At 41.8% G+C, this 20,131-nt stretch carries 18 protein-coding genes; 3 read left to right on the top strand and 15 right to left on the bottom strand.

The window, feature by feature from the left end:
• Positions 1 to 226 (top strand): helix-turn-helix transcriptional regulator (locus ACH2DQ_RS17105; RefSeq protein WP_395027560.1); only part of this gene is annotated, 226 nt, incomplete at its 5' end.
• Between the two features lie 17 nt (positions 227 to 243).
• Positions 244 to 1,170: a DMT family transporter gene (locus tag ACH2DQ_RS17110; RefSeq protein ID WP_394911637.1), complete on the top strand. Its 927-nt coding sequence runs from the start codon at positions 244 to 246 to the stop codon at positions 1,168 to 1,170.
• 208 nt (positions 1,171 to 1,378) lie between these two features.
• Here the strand turns inward: ACH2DQ_RS17110 and ACH2DQ_RS17115 are convergent, their stop codons facing one another.
• From ACH2DQ_RS17115 to ACH2DQ_RS17175, 13 genes are all read right to left on the bottom strand, one after another.
• Positions 1,379 to 1,873 (bottom strand): L-2-amino-thiazoline-4-carboxylic acid hydrolase, encoded by a 495-nt coding sequence (locus ACH2DQ_RS17115; protein ID WP_394911638.1) that lies wholly within the window; start codon positions 1,871 to 1,873, stop codon positions 1,379 to 1,381.
• A gap of 273 nt (positions 1,874 to 2,146) precedes the next feature.
• Complete coding sequence (locus tag ACH2DQ_RS17120) at positions 2,147 to 7,621, bottom strand: beta-L-arabinofuranosidase domain-containing protein (RefSeq protein ID WP_395027563.1); 5,475 nt, start codon at positions 7,619 to 7,621, stop codon at positions 2,147 to 2,149.
• Positions 7,622 to 7,670: 49 nt separating this feature from the next.
• Positions 7,671 to 7,994 carry a hypothetical protein gene (locus tag ACH2DQ_RS17125; protein WP_395027565.1) on the bottom strand — a complete coding sequence of 108 codons (324 nt, stop codon included), beginning with the start codon at positions 7,992 to 7,994 and terminating at the stop codon, positions 7,671 to 7,673.
• A gap of 697 nt (positions 7,995 to 8,691) precedes the next feature.
• The gene (locus tag ACH2DQ_RS17130; protein ID WP_394911640.1) at positions 8,692 to 8,892 is read right to left on the bottom strand and encodes a hypothetical protein; all 201 of its coding nucleotides are present in this window, start codon (positions 8,890 to 8,892) and stop codon (positions 8,692 to 8,694) included.
• Between the two features lie 220 nt (positions 8,893 to 9,112).
• The gene (locus tag ACH2DQ_RS17135) at positions 9,113 to 9,433 is read right to left on the bottom strand and encodes a helix-turn-helix domain-containing protein (RefSeq protein WP_394911641.1); all 321 of its coding nucleotides are present in this window, start codon (positions 9,431 to 9,433) and stop codon (positions 9,113 to 9,115) included.
• A gap of 123 nt (positions 9,434 to 9,556) precedes the next feature.
• Positions 9,557 to 10,486 (bottom strand): thioredoxin-disulfide reductase, encoded by a 930-nt coding sequence (gene trxB / locus ACH2DQ_RS17140; protein ID WP_394911642.1) that lies wholly within the window; start codon positions 10,484 to 10,486, stop codon positions 9,557 to 9,559.
• A gap of 16 nt (positions 10,487 to 10,502) precedes the next feature.
• Positions 10,503 to 10,835: a thioredoxin family protein gene (locus ACH2DQ_RS17145; RefSeq protein ID WP_394911643.1), complete on the bottom strand. Its 333-nt coding sequence runs from the start codon at positions 10,833 to 10,835 to the stop codon at positions 10,503 to 10,505.
• A gap of 170 nt (positions 10,836 to 11,005) precedes the next feature.
• Complete coding sequence (locus ACH2DQ_RS17150) at positions 11,006 to 11,257, bottom strand: DUF6132 family protein (protein WP_394911644.1); 252 nt, start codon at positions 11,255 to 11,257, stop codon at positions 11,006 to 11,008.
• 286 nt (positions 11,258 to 11,543) lie between these two features.
• The gene (locus ACH2DQ_RS17155; protein WP_394911645.1) at positions 11,544 to 12,545 is read right to left on the bottom strand and encodes an ABC transporter substrate-binding protein; all 1,002 of its coding nucleotides are present in this window, start codon (positions 12,543 to 12,545) and stop codon (positions 11,544 to 11,546) included.
• Positions 12,546 to 12,575: 30 nt separating this feature from the next.
• The gene (locus ACH2DQ_RS17160; protein ID WP_394911646.1) at positions 12,576 to 14,201 is read right to left on the bottom strand and encodes a response regulator; all 1,626 of its coding nucleotides are present in this window, start codon (positions 14,199 to 14,201) and stop codon (positions 12,576 to 12,578) included.
• A gap of 17 nt (positions 14,202 to 14,218) precedes the next feature.
• Positions 14,219 to 15,676, bottom strand: coding sequence for a sensor histidine kinase (locus ACH2DQ_RS17165; RefSeq protein WP_394911647.1), 1,458 nt, complete (start codon positions 15,674 to 15,676; stop codon positions 14,219 to 14,221).
• 211 nt (positions 15,677 to 15,887) lie between these two features.
• Positions 15,888 to 17,528 carry a response regulator gene (locus ACH2DQ_RS17170; RefSeq protein WP_394911648.1) on the bottom strand — a complete coding sequence of 547 codons (1,641 nt, stop codon included), beginning with the start codon at positions 17,526 to 17,528 and terminating at the stop codon, positions 15,888 to 15,890.
• 220 nt (positions 17,529 to 17,748) lie between these two features.
• On the bottom strand, positions 17,749 to 17,832 hold the full coding sequence (locus ACH2DQ_RS17175) for a DUF6783 domain-containing protein (protein ID WP_394911724.1): 84 nt from the start codon (positions 17,830 to 17,832) through the stop codon (positions 17,749 to 17,751).
• Between ACH2DQ_RS17175 and ACH2DQ_RS17180 the strand changes: the two genes are divergently transcribed.
• Complete coding sequence (locus ACH2DQ_RS17180) at positions 17,818 to 17,889, top strand: DUF6783 domain-containing protein (protein WP_394911725.1); 72 nt, start codon at positions 17,818 to 17,820, stop codon at positions 17,887 to 17,889. The genes ACH2DQ_RS17175 and ACH2DQ_RS17180 overlap by 15 nt on opposite strands.
• A 133-nt stretch (positions 17,890 to 18,022) precedes the next feature.
• Here the strand turns inward: ACH2DQ_RS17180 and ACH2DQ_RS17185 are convergent, their stop codons facing one another.
• Positions 18,023 to 19,042: a sugar ABC transporter permease YjfF gene (locus ACH2DQ_RS17185; protein WP_394911649.1), complete on the bottom strand. Its 1,020-nt coding sequence runs from the start codon at positions 19,040 to 19,042 to the stop codon at positions 18,023 to 18,025.
• Entirely contained in the window at positions 19,042 to 20,109 is a 1,068-nt protein-coding gene (locus ACH2DQ_RS17190) for an ABC transporter permease (protein WP_394911650.1), read from the bottom strand. The genes ACH2DQ_RS17185 and ACH2DQ_RS17190 overlap by 1 nt, the downstream gene beginning before the upstream one ends.
• Positions 20,110 to 20,131: the final 22 nt, after the last annotated feature.

Below are 20,131 nucleotides of genomic sequence, written 5' to 3' on the forward strand. Positions count from 1 at the left end.
CTTTACCAGGCTCAGAGGAATTACGCCATATCGTTATCTGGAAACAGTCCGGGTGAATGAAGCCAAGAAATTACTGGAACAAGGCATAGAACCCATTGAAGCAGCCATGCAGACGGGGTTTGTGGACCAAAGTCACTTTTCAAATTTTTTCAAAGACTTCATCGGGCTCACTCCAAAACAATATCAAAATATATTTAAGGATAATCCCAGAGCGAACAGTTTCTGAACCTGGAAAGGAATATTATGAATCAAAATAAAAATATCACCGGTCATCTCGCAGCAGTGCTTACTATACTGATCTGGGGAACCACCTTTATTTCCACAAAAGTACTCCTAAAGGCATTTACTCCCATTGAAATTCTATTCTTTCGGTTCAGCATTGGATTTCTTGCCCTGTTTCTAATTTCGCCAAGGCGTTTCCGCCCCCGGGAAAAGAAACAGGAATGGCTGTTTGCCGGAGCAGGATTATGCGGTGTAACACTATATTTTCTTTTGGAAAATATTGCACTTACCTATACCCAGGCATCTAACGTGGGGGTAATCATTTCCATCGCACCTTTCTTCACTGCCCTATTTTCACATTGGTTTTTGAAAGGCGAATCCCTGAAACCAAATTTCTTTATTGGTTTCTTAGCCGCCATCAGCGGCATTTTTCTGATCAGTTTCAACGGCAGTTCAAACCTGCAATTGAATCCTGCCGGAGACATACTGGCTATACTTGCCGCATTTGTATGGGCAGCCTACTCCATCCTGACAAAAAAAATCAGTGCATTTGGCTACGGCACCGTGCAGACCACCAGAAGGATTTTCTTTTATGGCATTCTGTTTATGGTTCCCGCCCTGTTTATCTTTCCATTCCGCCTGGGTCTGGATCGTTTTACCCAGCCGGTTCACCTGTTTAACATCTTATTCCTTGGGCTTGGTGCCTCTGCACTCTGCTTTGTAACATGGAATTTTGCAGTTAAAATACTGGGCGCCGTAAATACCAGCATCTATATCTATATGGTTCCTGTAATCACTGTTGTCACTTCCGTAATCGTCCTTCAGGAAAAAATTACAGGCATGGCACTTGTCGGTACACTGCTTACATTAGCGGGACTTCTGATCTCTGAAAGTAAGATTTCTTTTCGAGACAGAAAAAAACAGGATAAATTATCCGATTCTCTGTAATACCATCCATATGGTGAATTATTGGACTATTTATAAATGAAAAAGATCCGGCTTGCACAAAATGCAAATCCAGATCTTTTTTCAGGAAAGACACCTTCTAAAAGCATTGGGGAAATAACAAAATCATACTTATACCTCCTGAATAGCGCAAACTGGCTTGTGCTATTCCTTAATAAGTAGTTTGAAACGCTTTTTGTTCCAAACTTTACTATTTATGATAATACACTCTGCACACCTCATCCCCCTTGGCAATACTTTTTAATAGATTTAATTTTCCCCCATAAGCTTCCCCGATCCCATGATCACCGCACATGGCTATGTCACATAAATCGGCAATCTCTTTATCGGTACACCCGGCCTTCTGCCATGCTTTCACAAGGGGACAGTAATGAAAATCAATTGCCAGAACCTGATCGGTGCTTTTTCGGATCTTCATCTCAAATACCCACTGTGCCGGTTTGGTAAAAAGCGTTTTTCTCAAACCAATCAAACTTTCTGTGCCGCCTGTCTTTATTAATTCTTTTCCCTGTGCTAATCCACACCTTTTAATTGCTGCACTTCCAAAATCCTTCCACTCCAGTCCACGCTTCCCGCCTTCATCACAAAGCAGATACAGCCACGATGCTCTTTGCTCCAACTGCCCTCTTACAGCCTGAATAATTGGATTTTTAATAGATGGCTCGTTCTTTACTATACTCTTCATTTTGAATACTCCCTCCTCTTTACTGTTATTACCGCTCACAGGATCCTTCCGTTTACTCTTTATTTATCTTAACACACTCAGACCAGATTAAAAATCATAAATTTCGTAAATGAAGCAGAAATTAAATTCCTAAAATAAATTTGCCAGCGGGGGGAGGTACACAGAATATCCCCCCGGCAGATTTTCATCCATCGGGGGGACTCTCATAAATTGCACGCTACAAAGTCAAAATATTAAAATCGTTTTGTACTGATTTTATTCTGATCACAATACTTATTTCCCTTTCACCGTCTTTACAGTACTCCATTTACTATAGACTTTTTTGCCCATAGAATTTGTCGTATATCCTCTGGCCCTTACATAATATGTCTTTCTCTTTAAGCCTTTGAGTGTATAAGAAGTATTCTTTGTAGTTTTCGTAACCGGTTTACCCTTAAATGTTTTCTTTAAGGAATATTGAATCTGATAACCGGTTGCTGCTTTATCTTTTGTCAGTGTTACCTTTATTTTGCCCTTGGTGATCTTGGTAGATTTGATCTTTGCTTTTCTGCCAACTAATGTTAATGCATTGGAATCCTTCTTCGCATTATTTCTGGCATCTGCAATTGCTTTATCTGCTGCCGCCTGAGCTGCCTGAGCCGCTTTCATTGCACTTTCCGCTGCAATTTGTGCTTTTTCTGCAGCAATTCTGGCTGCTTCTGCATCCTTCTTCTTTTGTGCCGCATCCGCTGCTGCTCTTTCTGCTTCTTCTTTTGCTTTTTTAGCTTCTGCTGCCGATTCCGCCGCTGCTTTTGCGGCTGCTTCTGCTGCCGCTTTTGCTGCTAATGCATCTGCTTTGGCTGATTCTGCTGCTGTTTTTGCTGCAATCGCTTCTGCTTTTGCGGCTTCCGCTGCTGTTTTCGCTGCAATGGCTTCTGCCTTTGCGGCTTCTGCTACTGTTTTCGCTGACTCCGCTGCTGTCTTTGCTGCTGCAGCATCATTTTTCGCATTGACTGCAGTATCTCTTGCTGCTTCCGCTGCTGCTTTTGCTGCTACCGCATCGTCTTTTGCAGTTTCTGCTGCCTTTTTGGCTTTGTCTGCTGCTGTCGCTGCGGTTTCTGCTGCAGTTTGTGCCGTTTTCGCTTCATTTTTCGCTGTTTCTGCTGCACTTTGGGCTGCTTCTGCCTTTCCTTTGGCTTCTTCTGCCTTTTTCTGGGCTGCTTCTACATTAGTCTGGGCTGTTGCTGCCTTAGCCTGAGCTTCTTCTGCCTTCTTCTGAGCTGCTTCAGCTGCAAGCCTTGCTGTCTCTGATTTTCCTGACTCCGCCAATGCCTTATCCGCTTCTGTTTTTGCTCTGTCCGCCTCAGTTTTGGCTTTATCTGCCTCTGCTTTTGCTTTCACTGCTTCGTCTGCTGCCTTTGCCGCTTCGGCAGTCGCTGTTCCTGCTGAACTTGCTGCCGCCTCTGCATCTGCTTTTGCCTTTATAGCATCTGCATTAGCCGCGTCTGCTGCTTCCTTAGCCTCTTCCGCTGCTTTGATGGCTGCTTTTTTAGCCTCTTCCACAACTTGTGTGGCTTCATCATTCAAACCTTCTATAGCCTTTTTCAGATCGTTGATAACACCGTCACGCTCTGGGAATGTGAGACTTGCATATTCTACTCGTTCTTCCGCTATCACAATTGCACTTTGAAGTGCTGCAAAGCTTTCCTCTGTATATTTTTTAGGATCATTTTTGTATGCTTTTGCTTCCTCAATAGCAGTTTCCAGCGGTTCCCGTTCATCACACAGATTGAACGGCAGCAATGCATCCATTGCTCTGTTTAAAGCTTCTGCTGCATTGTCGATCTCGATCTGGGCGGGAACTTTTGGATCGTTGTTGTTTACTTTCTGGGAATCCACTTCTACAGCCTTAAAATTATTCCATGATTTACGGGTATACACGGTATACTCATGCTCTGCCCATGACTTTTTGTCCGTGTTTGGCGGATTTACTTTTTCTTTTGCCGTGTTCAGAGCCTCTTCCAAAGCTGTTCTGTCCAGCAATACCAGTGCTTTCACTGCAGAATCAATTGCAAAAATATAATCTGCTGTTTCCTGATCCGTATAAACATTACCATTTTTGTAATCTTGGGCATCTTTTATTTTACTGCTCAGGTCTGCAAAGCTTTCCGGTGTATAATCCGTTTCATCCAAAGCTGTGGCTTCACTTAATTTTTCCACAAGTTTTGAAATGTCTACCGGAACTGCAACCAAATTGTCAATCGCTTCCTCAAGGGATGTGATTGTACTTTCCAGCTGGTCTGCTGTTGTATCTGCACTTTGGTATACCGCTGCTGCCGCCGCCAGTATTTCATTGATTGCTTCCACACTTTCCTCTGTATACATACCGGATCTGATTCTGTCTGTAACTTCCGTGATCTTGTTGAACAGAGGTGTTTTGTCAACGCCTGCATTTTCATCGGATGCAGGAATATAAAAGTAAGTTGTATAAGCAGGAAGTCCTGCAAAATAGTGGGGAACAAAAGTTTTCACGGATGCTTCCCCTCCGGAGGTTCCCGGTATGACATTTACACTTAAACTTGGTACGTTGCGGGTTGGAGCTTCTCCTGTTGTGCCGCCTGTCATTGTTTCCGGTGCATTCATGACCACGTTTGTTCCTTCTCCTGTTGAAAGATAGGAATCAAGCTCTACTCTGGATAGGTCTTTCACATCTGTTGCAGCCATAACCAGAGGGCCATTCATAAGGGAACCGTACCATTCTGAGTCACATTTTCCTGGCAGATAATCCACATTAAAGCCAAATGGCATGGTTACCACGATTGTATCCTCAGATGACCAGGCTCTTACACCTGTTGTAACATAAGAACTTGGCTCATAGCTTTCAGCCAGAGAAGTTCCATTCAGCGTGATATCGAAGTCTTTTGTTGCCCAGAAAGGAACACGGAATTTCATTTCAAATTCTCCTGTGCCTGCACCTGGTGTTACCGTAAAGGTAGATTCCTGAGCTGGGAACACACAGGACTGCTGAATCGTTATATCCTGTTCTTCCCATTTCGCAGTGGTAGGCATATACAGACCAACATAAAATGTTTGTTTGTCTGCTGAGGTGAAATAAGCTGCTTCCTGATATTTAACATGATTCTCTGTACCAGAACCGGAACAGCAGGTATTGCCGGGATTAGTGGCATTTCCCGTGCTTCTCTTTCTGGTAGTATTGGGATAAATGGAATAACCGTAGGATACCTGGTTGGATTTACTTCCCGGTACAATGGATCCTATGATCTGGTTGTAAAGCAGTCGTTCGTAATAATCCATATACTTTGCATCGTCCGGATTGTAGGTGTTAAGGTCCTTGGTCAGCTTAAGCATGTTGTAAGCTGCACAGGTCTCACAGATTTTGTCCGAGTTATTGGTATTCACAACCCCAATCTGATTATAGGTTCCTGCAAATTTCTCTTCATTACTGTTATTGCCTCCTACACCACCGATGGTGAAGGAATATCGTCCGATAATATAATCCCAGAAGTTTTCAGCGATATTATAATATTTCGCATCGTTGCTGCCTTTAAAGTTCCAAAGTGCGCCAATGATCTGAGGAATATGCTGGTTACAATGTAAGGTTCTGATAGAATCCCTGTTATCAGCCAGTGATGAGAAGAACGGAATGTTGCCGGTATCACTGCTGGCGCCATTGTTATCAAAGCACATGGATGCTTCCAGCAATTTAGCTGCCTCATCTTCATTCCCCTGTGATTTCATAATATCGGAAAGTCTTGCCAATGTTTCATTTACACCGCCATATTCTCCGGCAATGTATAAAGCCCACATACTGTCACGGAAACCAGGTGAATTTGCATCGGGACGTGTGCCTTCTTTTGTACAGTAATGAAGTCTGTTCCATACCCACATACCCATATCTTTTGCAATTGCAAGGGCTTTGTCGGCTACTGCCTGCTCATCTGCACTTCCTCCATCCAGGGCGTAATAGATGTCCACAAGGCCTGCAAGCTGTTTATGCAGGGAATAATATGGAGCCCATACACCGTAGTTATCCATATTTCCATCATAAGGAGCATAGTTCTCGATGAGGATAAGATGCTCCGGCTGGATTGCATTGATATATCCGTAACCAAACAGGGAAGGATCTCTTGGCGCAGTCGCATCATCCATTAAGCGGACGTTTGTCATTGCTCTTACTTCATCATCCGTTGCATAACGATCACGTGCTTCCCGGTATCTGTCTTCCGTAGGAAGTTTGACAAATGTCATCTCCTGCATTTCACGCATTTCATCTGTCATTCTTTTCATTCTGCTCATAAGCTGGGTCTTTTCCTCATCGGTTGCACCGGAGGCATAAGCAAATGCAAGTCCGGACAGATAATGTCCATATCCATGGCCTTTGAGTTTGGTTGTTCTGGAATCCCAGCCGCCTGGTGCAGCATAGCCCTCTGTACTAAGCCCGAAAGTCTCTCTGTAGTTATAAAGCATACGGGTCACATCTACACCCAGTATATATTCGATCTGATTGTCTCTGTTTAACGTCAGTCTGTTAGCCTCTCCATCAGGATCATTTTCAAGGGTAACTTCGTTTAATGGCAAAGTTTCTGCAAGTGGATTGTTAGACGGTACAACAGTCTCCCCTTCCACAACTGTGATTTCCGCAGTAACCTGGTATCCGTTTGTAATTGCATTATCCCCAAGTACGTTTCCGTTTAAGGTATAGATATGCCCAACCGGATATTCTGCCTGTGCAGTCTGAGCTGCCGTGGTATATCCTTCCCAGCTGACTCTGCGCTGCTCGGATTCCCCATTGCTGTAAAGAACCTTTACAAAGTTCGGTAACTTAGGAGCATTGCCCACCGGGCATTCAATACTAAGCGGCTCACAGGATACAATCGATTTGCCTGCTCCCGGATATGCCGGAATCGTTACTTCCCATTCACGCGTTAAGGATGCTGCCCCAAATACAGCAGTAGCCGTCAATTTAACCGTTGCATCTCCCTGTCCTGAAGGTGGTCTGAGCACGTTGCCGTCTGTCCACAAATATTGGGAGTTTTCCGTATCCCATGTAAATACAGCACCAAATCTTCCTTCCTGTGGGAATGTGAAGTTAGTCGTTCTGTTGGATACATTACCAATATCAATCGCATCTAAATCGGTTTGTGCTATTTTTTCATCATCCATTGCAGCAAATACAGAGAATTCAAATTGCTTTACCGCACTGTAATCCCCATTCACTGCAGTAGCTGTGATCTGGCCTGTGGCATCCGGTTCTCCGTTTGCCGGTCGGGTGACTTTACCATCATTGCCCAAAGCAGGATTAGTTGATTCGGACCAGGTAATGGTACTGCCGTTAGATCCTGTTGTGGGTAGCGCAACATCATTTAGAAGTTCCATCAGGAAATCTTCCTGGATCTCAGCCAAATCTGCTACAGCAGGATCCACATAGCCAAATACTTCCCATTCACTTATCCCGATACCGGGTGCTGTGCCGGAATTTCTCTCTGCCGTTATATTTAACCGCACGCTTTTTGTAATAATTGGGGTGTCCAAAGTAACTACATTCCATTTGGTATTGGTTCCCCAGCGTTTCGGTGACGGCCAGGGCTTATTGGCTTCTGCTCCGCCCTCACCGGTAAATGTGGCCGAATTGCCATCGGTACCAACCGGACCGTAGTCAACCCACTCATCGTTTTCTAAATACTGAAGGTTACAGTCCCTTGCCCAGCGGACTCCACCATCTGTGTAAATCCACCACATAACTCTCATAGATTCTACCACTTGGGGCTGATCCCAGGTGTATTGAATCCAAAGGGGATTATCCGGATTTCCATACTGTGTGCCCCATGTGTTCCATACGGTCCCGGTATTGCCGCTTGCAAGTTTTTCCGTTGTTTACATTAGCCGCCACTGACCCCCCGTTGGCATATGGCGCTTCCACTTTTGCGGAAAGTGCAATATTACCGTCTTCCGCTCCGTAAGGATCCAGCCTTTCCATATCCTGCGGAACAGATGCAGCCTCTGTAACAGGTGAAGCGGCTGCCGGTAACACTACACTGCCGATCATGGATAAAATAATAAGTAATGAAACAATCATATTCGTTCTTTTTCTACGTAAACTTTTTGTGCTTTTTCTTAACATAAGTTCTCCCTTCTCCATTGAACAACACAAAGTTAATGATTGCTAAATCCTGTTATTCCTGTACTGTACGCCACCCCCTGACTTTTATTTTTGCATCAGAATTTAAAAAGCCCCCAGGAACATTCTGCAACGGCAGAAATGGCAGCCTGCCTCACCTGGATTCCTCAAATCCCAATATTTGTTAACACAGCCATGCAACTTCATACACGTCTACGGAAACAATCTCATTTCTCAGTAACATTTCGCTCCTATTGTAATTTTCCCTAAAACAATTAATTACATATTTATTTTTTTAAAAACTATTTTTTTAAATTTATTGTATTTAAAAAAATTAAGTTATATATACATCCAAACTGTTTCATTATCTTATTCTATCAAACTCTAAAAAGAAATGCGTTCGATATTTTTTGACAAAAGTATGATATTTTTTTCTTTTACTTATATTTTTAAAATTATCATCAACATAATGCAACTTTATAATTTTCAAACGTACTATAGTTTTTTTATTTTATAATTTTTATTATTTTTTTCTAACTTCAGAAACGTTTCCAATATTTTTTTTGATAATATATCTTGTTTTTGCACGCAAAAATGCCAGAGACCTGTTCATGCCCCAGTCTCTGGCATTTATCATAAAAACAAATTCTCAATTTACGCAATGTTATCATCATTCAGATACTATTTCCCGTTGCTTAACTCAATACGTAGTATGCTGTTCCATACATTCCTTTATCTCAGCAAACCGATTCATATGCCCATCTACTTTTCTGCTGGCCTCTAAAATTTCGTCTGACGTTAGATTACGTCCCTCTTCAATCAGCCGCTCCAGCTTTTTACAATCTGCTTCCATTGCGTACTTGTACCAATTCTTTTGAATATTCTGTAACCATCTCTTCATACGTTTATCTCCTTTGTGATTCTAATAGTGTGTGAGTAGTTCTAATAGAGTTAGTATAACACATCTGGTATGTCGAAGTCTGTCGAAACAGGTGCGAAATTCATATTTTTTTCTATTATTTTGTAAAAAAAAGCAGCAGACAAAACCATATCTTTGGTTTTATCTGCTGCTTGCTAACATCCTATTCTTTTTTATTTCTCATCATCGAACAAGTAAGGTTTTACTGCTTTGCGTCCTTTACCAGAACCTCAATTACATGGAAGATTCTATCCTGCTCTTTTGGCTCCAGTTCTTTCATGATATCTACAAAAGCGGAAGCTTTGATTTCTGCACCTCTGTCTAGAACATCTGCTAACAGCATGTCTGAGGTCACCTCCAGCGCATTTGCTATCCGTACAAAAGTTTCCAGACGCGGTACTTTTACGCCTCGTTCAATGGCGCTCATGTAGCTGCTGCTAAGCCCTGTCCTTTCTGCCAGTTCTTCCTGCTTCATGCCTCTTTCTTCTCTGCACCTTTGTATTCTTTTTCCAATTCGATTCATTATACCTGCCTCATTTGTAATATAGTATTCGATATTCCCGAAAAGTCCTTGATTTTAAAAGGATAATCCCTTTCTTGGATATATTCATATTATATACCGGATGTACAAATTTGACAAGAAACTCTATTCAGAAAGCATATCAATATATTCTTCTGCAAATTTAGAAGCCACAGCTCCATCCGCCGTTGCTGTTACAATTTGCCGGAGGGGTTTCGTCCTTACGTCACCTACCGCAAATACACCCGGCAGATTTGTTTTTGTGGTCTCATCAGCCACAATGTATCCGCCTTCATCCAGCTCAAGCTGACCTTTAAACAAGTCTGTATTGGGAATTCTTCCTATCGCAACAAATACACCGTCACATGCGACTTTGATGGTATCTCCACTTTCGATATCTTCTGTCACTACACCGGTCACCTTTTTATCGTGAAGGATTTCCTTTACCTTAGCATTCCAGATAAATTCAATGTTTAAACTCTGTTGCAAAGCTGACATATAACTTTTGGATGCTCTTAACCGGTCTCTGCGGTGAACAAGATAGACTTTGTTACAGATCTTGGATAAAAACAGTGCATCCGCAACAGCAGTATTGCCTCCGCCAACTACCACAACTGTTTTATTGCGGTAGAACATTCCATCACAGGTAGCGCAATATGCGACGCCCCTGCCCTTTAGTTTCTGTTCCTCTTCCAGTCCCATTTCCCGGGGATTTGCTCCCGTTGCCAGAATAACTGTCCTGGCGAAGTAATCTCCATCACTGGTATGGATTACTTTTGGATGTGCACTTAAATCCACGGATTCCACTTCAGCAAATAAGGATTCCACCCCAAAGCGTTCTGCCCCCTGGCGCATCTTTTCTCCCAGTTCAAATCCATTTACACCTTCTTCAAACCCCGGATAATTATCTACCTGGCTGGTTGTCGCCATCTGTCCGCCAGCGGAAAGCTTCTCAATAACCATTGTCTTTAAATTTGCTCTCGCACTGTATAAAGCCGCTGTATATCCACCCGGTCCGCCGCCAATAATAATCACATCTGATATCTTCTGTTCCATGACGTTTTCTCCTCTCCTACTCTCCCGTAATTCCCAGTTCCTGCATCCAGCCTACTATCTGAGACTTTGCGGTGGGTGCTACCAGGGGTTCGCCAACTGCTTTTCCATTTTGAAACGCAATCAGGGTCGGAATGGTCATAACGTCAAACTGCTCTGCCAGATCCGGTTCATCATCAATATTAATCTTGCCTACTTTGATGTCATCTTGATAAGTTTCGGCTATCTGATCTACCGACGGTGCTATCCTGATGCAATAACCGCACCATGGCGCCCAGAAATCCACTACGGTAATCTTGCTTTCTTCTATTTCTCTATTAAAGTTTTCCTTTGTTAACAATGTTCCTGCCATTTGTATTTCCTCCGTTTTCTGTTTTATCTGATGTTATATCTGATGTTTTATCTGATGTTATATCTGATGTTTCATCTGATGTTTTATCTCTTTTTATTTGTAAATTGCTTATTCTTATTTCATTTTTGTTACCACTTTCCTGTACTTGCTATTTGTTATGCAAGTTTCATTTATTTCCTGTCATCCTCAATTGTATGCTCAACAGGCTTTTTCTCCTTTGATGCCGGTTCCCAGAATCCTACTGCCAGAATCAATCCAATGATTCCTCCAAAGACCATACTCTTGGCAGGGTCTGAAGTTATGGCACAGGTTCCGCTGATACACCCAATCTGCCAGTAATATAAGTATCCGGCAGCTATGCCTCCTGCTATAAAAATGAGAGGTTTTATAAATCTTTTCTTTGATTTCCTTTGAACACCCATAGTTGCCTCCTCTGTCTATTGAGATATATAGATCATAATTTCTTATCTGTAACTTTTTTAGTTTCATTTATACTGTAATTATAATGGTTACAGTATAGTTTGTCAACATCTTTTCTAAAATTTATTTTTTACCTGTTGAAACAAAGAAAAAGCCTGCGGTTTTACGTACCGCAGACTCTCGTAATTCTATTTTAAAACCAGGCAGCAAATCCTGTTAATGACAAAACCCCGCTACTCATGGCGGGGCATAATCCCCATCTGCCAGAAAGCAGTTTTTATCCACCCTCTAATATTTCCGGTTGGGAAGTTCCTTTGCCGCTGTCTCTGCAGGATAAATCCCCTCTTCCACATACTGAAGCTTATCTACTGATTCCCCGCTCATAATTTTTTTCGCAATTTCTGCCACCCGGGGACCATGCAGAGGATTGCATTCTATGGAAACATTTAATTTTCCTTCGATCATCGCCTCAAATGCTGCTTTGACTGCATCAAATGATACAATCACAATATCTTGTCCAGGCTTTTTCCCGATTTCTTCAATGGCTTCCATGGCTCCAAATGCCATATTGTCATTCTGGGCTATCACTACATCAATGTCCGGATACTTCTGAAGGCAGTATTCCATTGCTTTTTTGCCCTTTGTCTGTATAAAATCTCCCAGCTGCTCCGACACAATCTCATAGTTCGTGTATTTTTTGATGGCTTCGTTAAATCCTTTTGTGCGGCCTATTTCGGCAGTGGACCCGATGGTTCCTTTCAATATGGCAATCTGATGCTTGCCGCCGCTGCCCTCATCACGTGTTTCCATATAATTTACCAGCCAGTCCGCCGCATCTCTGCCCTCTTTTTCAAAATCAGATCCGACCCAGCACGTATACAGGGAATCATCCGTGACATTAATCATCCGGTCTACAACAATTACCGGAATGCCTGCATCTCTAGCTTCTTCCAGTACCGTTTCCCATCCGTCTTCTGTAACAGGTGCAATTACAATGACGTCTACTTCCTGGGAGATGAAATCCCGAACCGCTTTTGTCTGATTCTGCTGCTTTTGCTGTGCATCGGATATCAGGAGACGAAAACCATTTTCCACACTAAGCGCTTCTTTCATCGATTCCGTATTGGCAATTCTCCAGTCAGATTCCGCCCCGATCTGGGCAAATCCCACTGTTATCAGGTTCTTTTCTTCCGCAGATATTGTCTCTCTGTGATTCGTTGTCATCGAACACCCTGCCAGGAGCATGCTTGCTATTGTAATACAAAGTATCCATATTTTCTTCTTTTCCATTTTCCTACCGATCCTATTTTACAACTCTGTTTATACAACACTTTTCATTCGATAATCTTTCGGAGTGCATCCCACTTCTTTTTTAAATATGTAATAAAAATAATGCGCATCCCGGTACCCCAGCCTGCTGCCTATATCCGATGTCTTCATGCTGCTGCACCTGAGCATCTCTTTCGCCTTATTAAGTCTGGTTTTCGTCAGGTATTCCACAAAAGTCTTTCCTTCCACCTGTCTGAAAACTCTGCTGAAATGATTTGGGCTTACATTTACATAAGCTGCAACTGCATTCAGCGAAATTTTTTCATCCCCATAGTGCTCATTGATATAATCTTTCGCATCCTCAATCCATCCTTCCAGACGGCTTTTAGACATTTTATCCCGGGTTTCAATACAAAGTTCCAGAATCTTAATCAGATAATTTCTGGTCAGCTCTCTGGAACTGATATTGGCGAGAAGATCCCCTACTTTTGTATGATGCTCTTTCAGCGTTTCTTCTTTATTTCCGATCTTCTTCAAAAAGCGCAGTGCCGCAAAATTTGTATCCAGCACAATATACTGCCGAAAGATCATAGATTCCATGTTTGCTTTTCCTATGCTTTCAATATAGTTGTCTATGAATTCTGCTGCTTCCTGCCCCGACCCGTTTTTCAGAAAATCCTCCAGGGTATCCTTGTCCATCTTCCCCATGTCAATCTCATCCATATTAATCTGCAGACCCTGATCCCGATCTATATCCGGAAGTTCAGCGCTATATACTACCTTCTTAGACTGGTCAAAAAGACGGTAAGCAAATGCCTTATTCGCCTGATAATAGCATTTTGTTATGTCTCCCAGCCTTGCAAAGCACTGTCCCACACCGGCGAAATACCGGTATCCCGTCCACGTCTGGGTAACCTGATCCAAAATCTCCAGGATATTGTTTACGGTGCAATTCAACTCATCCCGGTCTTTTCCCTTGACAAGAACCGCTCCTCCTTCTGATTCCCGGTTAAAATATACTGCCTTGTACTTACCTCTCTCCAGCTTATCTGCTATCTTGTCCATCAATGCATGTTCGGTTATGTTCGTCTGTACCTCTGTTTTTTCCTGCCAGAACTGGAAGAGAATTATATTGTATGCCTTTGCCGCCAGATCAATCTGAAGCTCCATTCCTCTGGATATAATTTCAGATACGGAACACTTGTCTGTGATCATGTCATTAAACAATTGATTCTTTTTCAGAATTCTTTTCTTCTCACGTTCCAATTCATAAAGTTCAATATATTTTCTCTTCTGTTTTTCCCTTTCGATCTGCTCTTTTACCTGAATCATAATATTCAGAAGCTTTCTCGCATCCACCGGTTTTGACAGATAATCTACTATTCCGATTTTAAGCGCACGGTTGGCATAAACAAAGTGTTCAAATCCGCTGATAATAATTATTTTGATCTGGGGCATCTCTTTTTTCACCAGTTCACTCAGTTCCAGTCCATCCATAAACGGCATCATAATGTCCGTGATAAGCAGATCCGGTTTTGTTTCCTGTATCATAGGGTATGCCAGTTCCCCGTCACCGGCCTCGCCCACCAGGCACAATCCATTCGCTTCCCAATCTATTCTGCGTTTGATTCCTTCCCGGATGACGGTTTCATCTTCCACTATAAAAACTTTTATCATAGTAAATCTCCCTTTTCCTATTCTACTACTTTGTTGCAGACAGGTATCTTAAAGTAAACCTCCGTTCCAACACCATATTCACTGGTGATATGTATTTTACACTCCTCTCCATAAATCAGACTCAGCCGCTCATTTACATTTAAAAGACCAAAGCCCTTTTTACTGTCAGACAGCTTCTCTCCTTTTAACTCATTTTCCAGGCTGGTTAATTCTTCCGGACTCATTCCCCGTCCGGTATCCTTTACAGAAAAGTGAATATAGTCTCCGATCCGGTATCCTTTTACACTGAGCTTTCCTTTTCCTCTTTTGTTCTTAATCCCGTGATAAAGGGCATTCTCTACAATTGGCTGGAGGCAGATCTTCAGAATATAATTGCATCTGATATCCTGATCCATCTCCACTTCGTAGTCCAGAATATCCTGATACCGGAACTGCTGGATCATAAGATAACTTCTTACATGAGATTCTTCCTCTGCCAGGGTAATAAACTCCTGTCCCTTGCTTAATGTAGTACGAAAGAAAATGGACAGCTGATCCACCATCTGGACTACCTGCTCATTTTGCTCATCTTCTGCAAGCCAAATGATAGTATCCAGGGTATTATACAGAAAATGGGGATTAATCTGCGCCTGCAGTAACTTCAGTTCCGTCTTCCTCAGATGGATCTGTTCATTGCGGACATCTTCTACCAGGCTTCCGATTTTCTTAACCATACTGTTAAAGCTGTTTCCAAGTACCTCCATCTCTTCCATAGGATCAATCCGTACCTGGATATTAAAATTCCCTTTGGCAACCTCTTTGGTACTGTCACATAATTCCCGGACCGGACGTTCAATACTTTTAGATATCCGGTTTGTAAGAAGCAGCACCAAGAATATGATAGCTACTCCAATAATAACACAATATTGAATAGATGTCCTTATCTGAACTTCCAGTTCTGTTTTTACCACTTTCGCATGTTCCGCTTCATATCGGATGTAATCTGACATTTTTTCATCTACCAATTCTGTAAACTGGTAGATATCTTTGTCCAATATCTCCGTATTGTCTTTCCTGCCCAGTACCGGTTCATTCTTCTCAATGGACTTCATTGTATTTTGCAGCTGTTTTAACAGGCGTAGAATTGCATCAATTCTGTCCACGCTGTTTTCCGTTGTGGCAGTCTCTTTTAACTTTTCCAGAATAATCTTCGCCTCGTTTATATCCTCATAAGGTTTAACTTGTTCAAATGTAACAGCCCCTGCCACAATCCGGTACATTTTATAATCCAGTTCATTGCGGAAATCGGAGTTAAACTCCGTAGCAGCCGCCATATTGTTAATTACCGCACTGTATTTCTCATTATAAGAAACCATTAGCAGAATCATCCAAATAATTAATATAATAAATGGCATAATAATCCCGCTTCTGAGAATCATCAGCTTCCTTCTGATTGAACATCTGTCAAACCGGGACTCCACTTCCTTCAAACCCATCCGTATCTTTTCTCCCTCTGCTGCTTTTATCTGGACCATTCCGATAAAACCCGAAATATTATTTTATAATTGACAAAAAGGGCCTATCAGATATTCTATCAAGAATCTCTCTGGATCAGACCCGAAATGTTTTGCTCATGTATTTATTATAAGAATAATATTTTTTACGATCAATGGGTTTTCTTATCAAAAAAGTACGAAAATATGTCATTTACTTATTCTCCTTTCGTTGTACTTTAACGCGGTAATCCTTTGGCGTACATCCTTCCATCTTCTTAAACAGATAATAAAAGTAGTGAGAATCCTTATAACCAACTTCATAACCAACATCTGAAATTCTGATATTCGTGCATCGAAGCAGCTCTTTTGCCCGTTCAATCCGAATATCAGTCAGGTATTCTACAAAAGTAACTCCTGTTTCCTGGCTGAAGATGCGGCTGAAATGGTTGGGACTTACATTTACCCAGGCCGCTGTGGTATTGAGTGAGATGTCCTCATCGTTATAATGGGAGCGGATAAATTCTTTGGCGCTTTCCACCATATCCGCATATTTATTGACCGCCGCCAGTTCCCTTAGGTCCATACAGGTTTCAAAGCTCTGCATGATATACTGCTTTGTCTTGCCAATTGAATGGGTGAACATCATGATGTCACCAAATTCCGGAAAACGCTTCTGCAGGTCTTCCCGGCTGCGCCCAATGCTTTCTAAAAACTGAATAATCTGCAGATTCACATCCAAGACAATATACTGACGGAACATTAAAGAATTCATATTACTCTCTCCCAGACTCCGAATAAATTTTTGTACAAATAGTTCAATGTCACTCTTCAAGCCGCTTTTCAGGAAATTCAATGCAACCTTACTGTCTGTATGATCCGCAGATATATTCTTCAGACTGAATGCCTCGTCTTCTTCCATGCTGCCGGTGTAAATGTCATCACCATAGAGAACTTTATTTCCCGGAGTGAGAAAACGATAAGTGTATGCTCTGTTTGCATATTGATAACTAATGGGAATATCTTTCAGATCGGTTATTGTTTTTCCAATACCGATAAAGTAAATGAGATTTTGTGTTTCATCCGTTTTCTTCGAAATCGTCCGGATGCATTTTGAAATTGTCTGATCTATTTCCTTTGACGTCTTTCCTGTAATTAACAGTGCAGATCCTTCCGCTATATGATCAAAATAAATTAAGCTTTTATCTTTCTCAAATGTCTCTACCAGAAATTCTTCCGCCTCCATATAATCCTGCCGGTAATCCATACGTTCATCATAACTGGAGGCCGAGATTTTATATAGTAAAAAATTATAAGCTCCTGCATCCAGCTCAATCCCCAAGACTTCTCCTCTCTGCTTAAGCTGGGCAGCAGTGATCTTACCGCTTACCAGTTCATGATAGAATTGATATTTTAAAATTTCAAAATCTTTTTGTGTTTCCCTCTCGTATTGTTCCAGGAACTGCCTCTGTGCCCGCTCCTGTTCAAATTCCTCCTTCATTTCCAACAGTGACTGAAGCAGTCTCGCGCAGGTGACCGGCTTTAAGAGATACTCTGCTACCCCCAGCCTGATTGCCTGCTTTGCATACGCAAAATCATCATACCCGCTTAAAATAAGAATCTTCATCTCAGGTAACTCTTCTTTCACCACTTTGCATAATTCTAACCCGTCCATAAAAGGCATTTTTATATCGGTAATGAGAATATCCGGCCTTATCTTTCGGATCATCGAAAGTGCCTTTTCCCCATCCTCAGCCTCACCGGAAAAGAGAAAGCCGTTTTCTTCCCACTTTACCCTCTTTTTAATACCTTCCCGAATCGTCATTTCGTCTTCTGCCAGAAATACTTTAATCATATTGTCCTCCGTCCTTAAGCATATTTCCACACCATTGACCATACTACTCCCCAAATCGTGTTTGAAAATTCTGCAAAATTTACAGATGTGACTCACGGTACAGCATAGTATATTATCGTTATAATAACTATCAAAAGCAATAGCGTAAAAATAATTGTGGTATTTTTATACAATATTTTCTATAAAAAAGAGCAGTCATAAAAAGCGAAATTCCGGTAATTCACGATCTGATTGACCTAGAGCGTGTTTGAAAATTCATTCCCACCATCTGCACGCCCCACTTTGCGGCATATTTGCCCCGGATTCAGGTTGCGTAGCCCGCTACGCGCCCTTCATTCGGGACAAATCTCCCACAAACTGAAACGCACAGATGTCAGAAAGCAATTTTTTTACACGCTCTAGTGATCAGATCTTCTCTTAATTACAGAAGTTTGTGCTTAAATTGACAGCCCTGCTTTTATTTATGTTTTGATTTATAAAGTTTTGTATTTTCTTTATTTTTTCAATTTCATTCTGGCAAATATTGATTGTAATACGATGAAGAAACAAAGCAATGCAGATAATACGATTCTTACCCACCAGCTGGACAGCGTGCCCTGGGTTGTAATCAAACTGGATATGGAGCCTTTAATCAGTACACCAAACAGGGTTCCAAATGGGGTACCGACACCTCCGCTTAGCAGTGTACCTCCAATAACAGCTGAAGAAATAGCATCCATTTCCAATCCCTTTGCCTGCTCTACAAATCCTGCACAACTGTTGAGGCAGAATAAAAATCCACCGATTCCTGCTAAAAGACCATTCAATATGTATGCAAACAGTTTCGTCTTGCGTACATTAATTCCCATCATTAATGCGCTTTGCTGATTTCCTCCGATTGCATATAACTTCCGTCCGAATTTTGTATATTTCATAATGATAATGACAATTACCAGTATGATCAGGGCTATAACCACCGTGGGATAAATATACGCAGGCTGGAAGACGCCTTTCTTACTCACAGTTCCAAATGGCATGTTTATTTTAAAATTTGCCCAATTTAAAAACACTTCATTTTTTATAGAAATCATGTCGGTGCTGACGATGGCAGTCAGACCACGTCCAAAGAACATACCTGCCAGTGTAACAATAAACGGCTGGATATCCAGGTAAGATATTAAAAATCCCTGAATCACGCCATATGCCAGACCGATCATCAGTGCCAGTAAAACAGCAGTATAGGCACTTGCACCATTATTTTCCATCTGGTTTGCCGCTACCATACACACCAGCGCTGTCACAGAACCTACGGAAATATCAATTCCTCCGGTGATCATTACAATCGTCTGTCCCATAGCAATTACCAGAAGTCCGGCATTTGAGATAAACAGGTTTAAGAACATCTGGGGTTTTGCAAATCCTTTATCATTAAAAATAATCATACCGGCGGCATACATGATTACAAACAGCAGAATCGTAATCATAAGGAGGAAACTGTTTCCATTCAGTTTTTTCTTATTATTCAAACTTTTCATTACTGGTTACCTCCTTGTGCGGCTAATTTTTTTGCGTCCTTCTTACCAGTGAGGTTTTTGAAGAATTTTTTGAACACTTCGCTCTGCAGTGTTACGATAATTACAACTACTACGGCTTTGTATACCGGCAGCTGGTCAGCAGATACGTTCATTGCATAAAGAGTTGTAGTCAGTGCCTGAATGGTATAGGCACCTATTACAGACCCCATAAGGCTGAATTTACCGCCGCTTAAGATATTCCCGCCAAGGGCAACTGCAAGAATTGCATCCATTTCCAGATTTAATCCGATATTGTTTGCATCTGCAGAATAGATACGGCTGGATGCTGCAATTCCGGCAATTCCGGCAAGCAGGCCGCAGAGCACATAGGCTAGAAACTTAATCATTTTAGAATTTAATCCCACCAGGCGGGATGCCGCTCCATTGATTCCTACACATTCAATGTATAATCCCAACGCGGTTTTCTTTAGTACCAGGTTGATGATGATGATTACAATAATTGCAATAAATATTGGCGTTGGAATCGGACACTTTCCGATATAACCGCCTAATACCTTGTAAGATTCCACACGTACATAAGTAATCTGTCCCTGGGTAATTAGCTGTGCAATACCTCTACCTGCTGTATATAATATCAATGTTGCAACCATAGGCTGAATATTGAGATGTGCAACCAGAAAACCATTAAAGGAACCGCAGATCATTGCTACAACCAATGCTGCCAGTATGGCAATAATCAGAGGATTCTGAAATGTATTGGTTGATACTTCCCCACCGGATAAGATCTGACAGCATACAGCACCAGCCACTGCCATGGTTGCTCCCACGCTGATATCCTGTCCGCCGCTGGCTGCGGTTACTAATGTCATACCAACTGCCAGTATTACAAGCTCTGACGCACGGTTGATAACATCGATGATATATCCGTACAGCACACCATTGTTCAGAGAAATTTTAAAGAAGCTGGGGGTTGTAATTACATTTACAAGCAATACGACCAGCAGACATACAATCGGCATGAACAGACGCATCTTCGTTATTTTTTTAAAGTCCATTTTCTGTTTCATGTTATTCCTCACCTCCTGCAAT

It is taken from the genome of Robinsoniella sp. (assembly GCF_034124845.1).

Coding starts and splice junctions, on each gene's coding strand:
- ACH2DQ_RS17110 (WP_394911637.1), top strand. CDS start 244: ATGAATCAAAATAAAAATATCACCGGTCATCTCGCAGCAGTGCTTACT.
- ACH2DQ_RS17115 (WP_394911638.1), bottom strand. CDS start 1,873: ATGAAGAGTATAGTAAAGAACGAGCCATCTATTAAAAATCCAATTATT.
- ACH2DQ_RS17120 (WP_395027563.1), bottom strand. CDS start 7,621: ATGAGAGTTATGTGGTGGATTTACACAGATGGTGGAGTCCGCTGGGCA.
- ACH2DQ_RS17125 (WP_395027565.1), bottom strand. CDS start 7,994: ATGTTAAGAAAAAGCACAAAAAGTTTACGTAGAAAAAGAACGAATATG.
- ACH2DQ_RS17130 (WP_394911640.1), bottom strand. CDS start 8,892: ATGAAGAGATGGTTACAGAATATTCAAAAGAATTGGTACAAGTACGCA.
- ACH2DQ_RS17135 (WP_394911641.1), bottom strand. CDS start 9,433: ATGAATCGAATTGGAAAAAGAATACAAAGGTGCAGAGAAGAAAGAGGC.
- trxB (WP_394911642.1), bottom strand. CDS start 10,486: ATGGAACAGAAGATATCAGATGTGATTATTATTGGCGGCGGACCGGGT.
- ACH2DQ_RS17145 (WP_394911643.1), bottom strand. CDS start 10,835: ATGGCAGGAACATTGTTAACAAAGGAAAACTTTAATAGAGAAATAGAA.
- ACH2DQ_RS17150 (WP_394911644.1), bottom strand. CDS start 11,257: ATGGGTGTTCAAAGGAAATCAAAGAAAAGATTTATAAAACCTCTCATT.
- ACH2DQ_RS17155 (WP_394911645.1), bottom strand. CDS start 12,545: ATGGAAAAGAAGAAAATATGGATACTTTGTATTACAATAGCAAGCATG.
- ACH2DQ_RS17160 (WP_394911646.1), bottom strand. CDS start 14,201: ATGATAAAAGTTTTTATAGTGGAAGATGAAACCGTCATCCGGGAAGGA.
- ACH2DQ_RS17165 (WP_394911647.1), bottom strand. CDS start 15,676: ATGGGTTTGAAGGAAGTGGAGTCCCGGTTTGACAGATGTTCAATCAGA.
- ACH2DQ_RS17170 (WP_394911648.1), bottom strand. CDS start 17,528: ATGATTAAAGTATTTCTGGCAGAAGACGAAATGACGATTCGGGAAGGT.
- ACH2DQ_RS17185 (WP_394911649.1), bottom strand. CDS start 19,042: ATGAAAAGTTTGAATAATAAGAAAAAACTGAATGGAAACAGTTTCCTC.
- ACH2DQ_RS17190 (WP_394911650.1), bottom strand. CDS start 20,109: ATGAAACAGAAAATGGACTTTAAAAAAATAACGAAGATGCGTCTGTTC.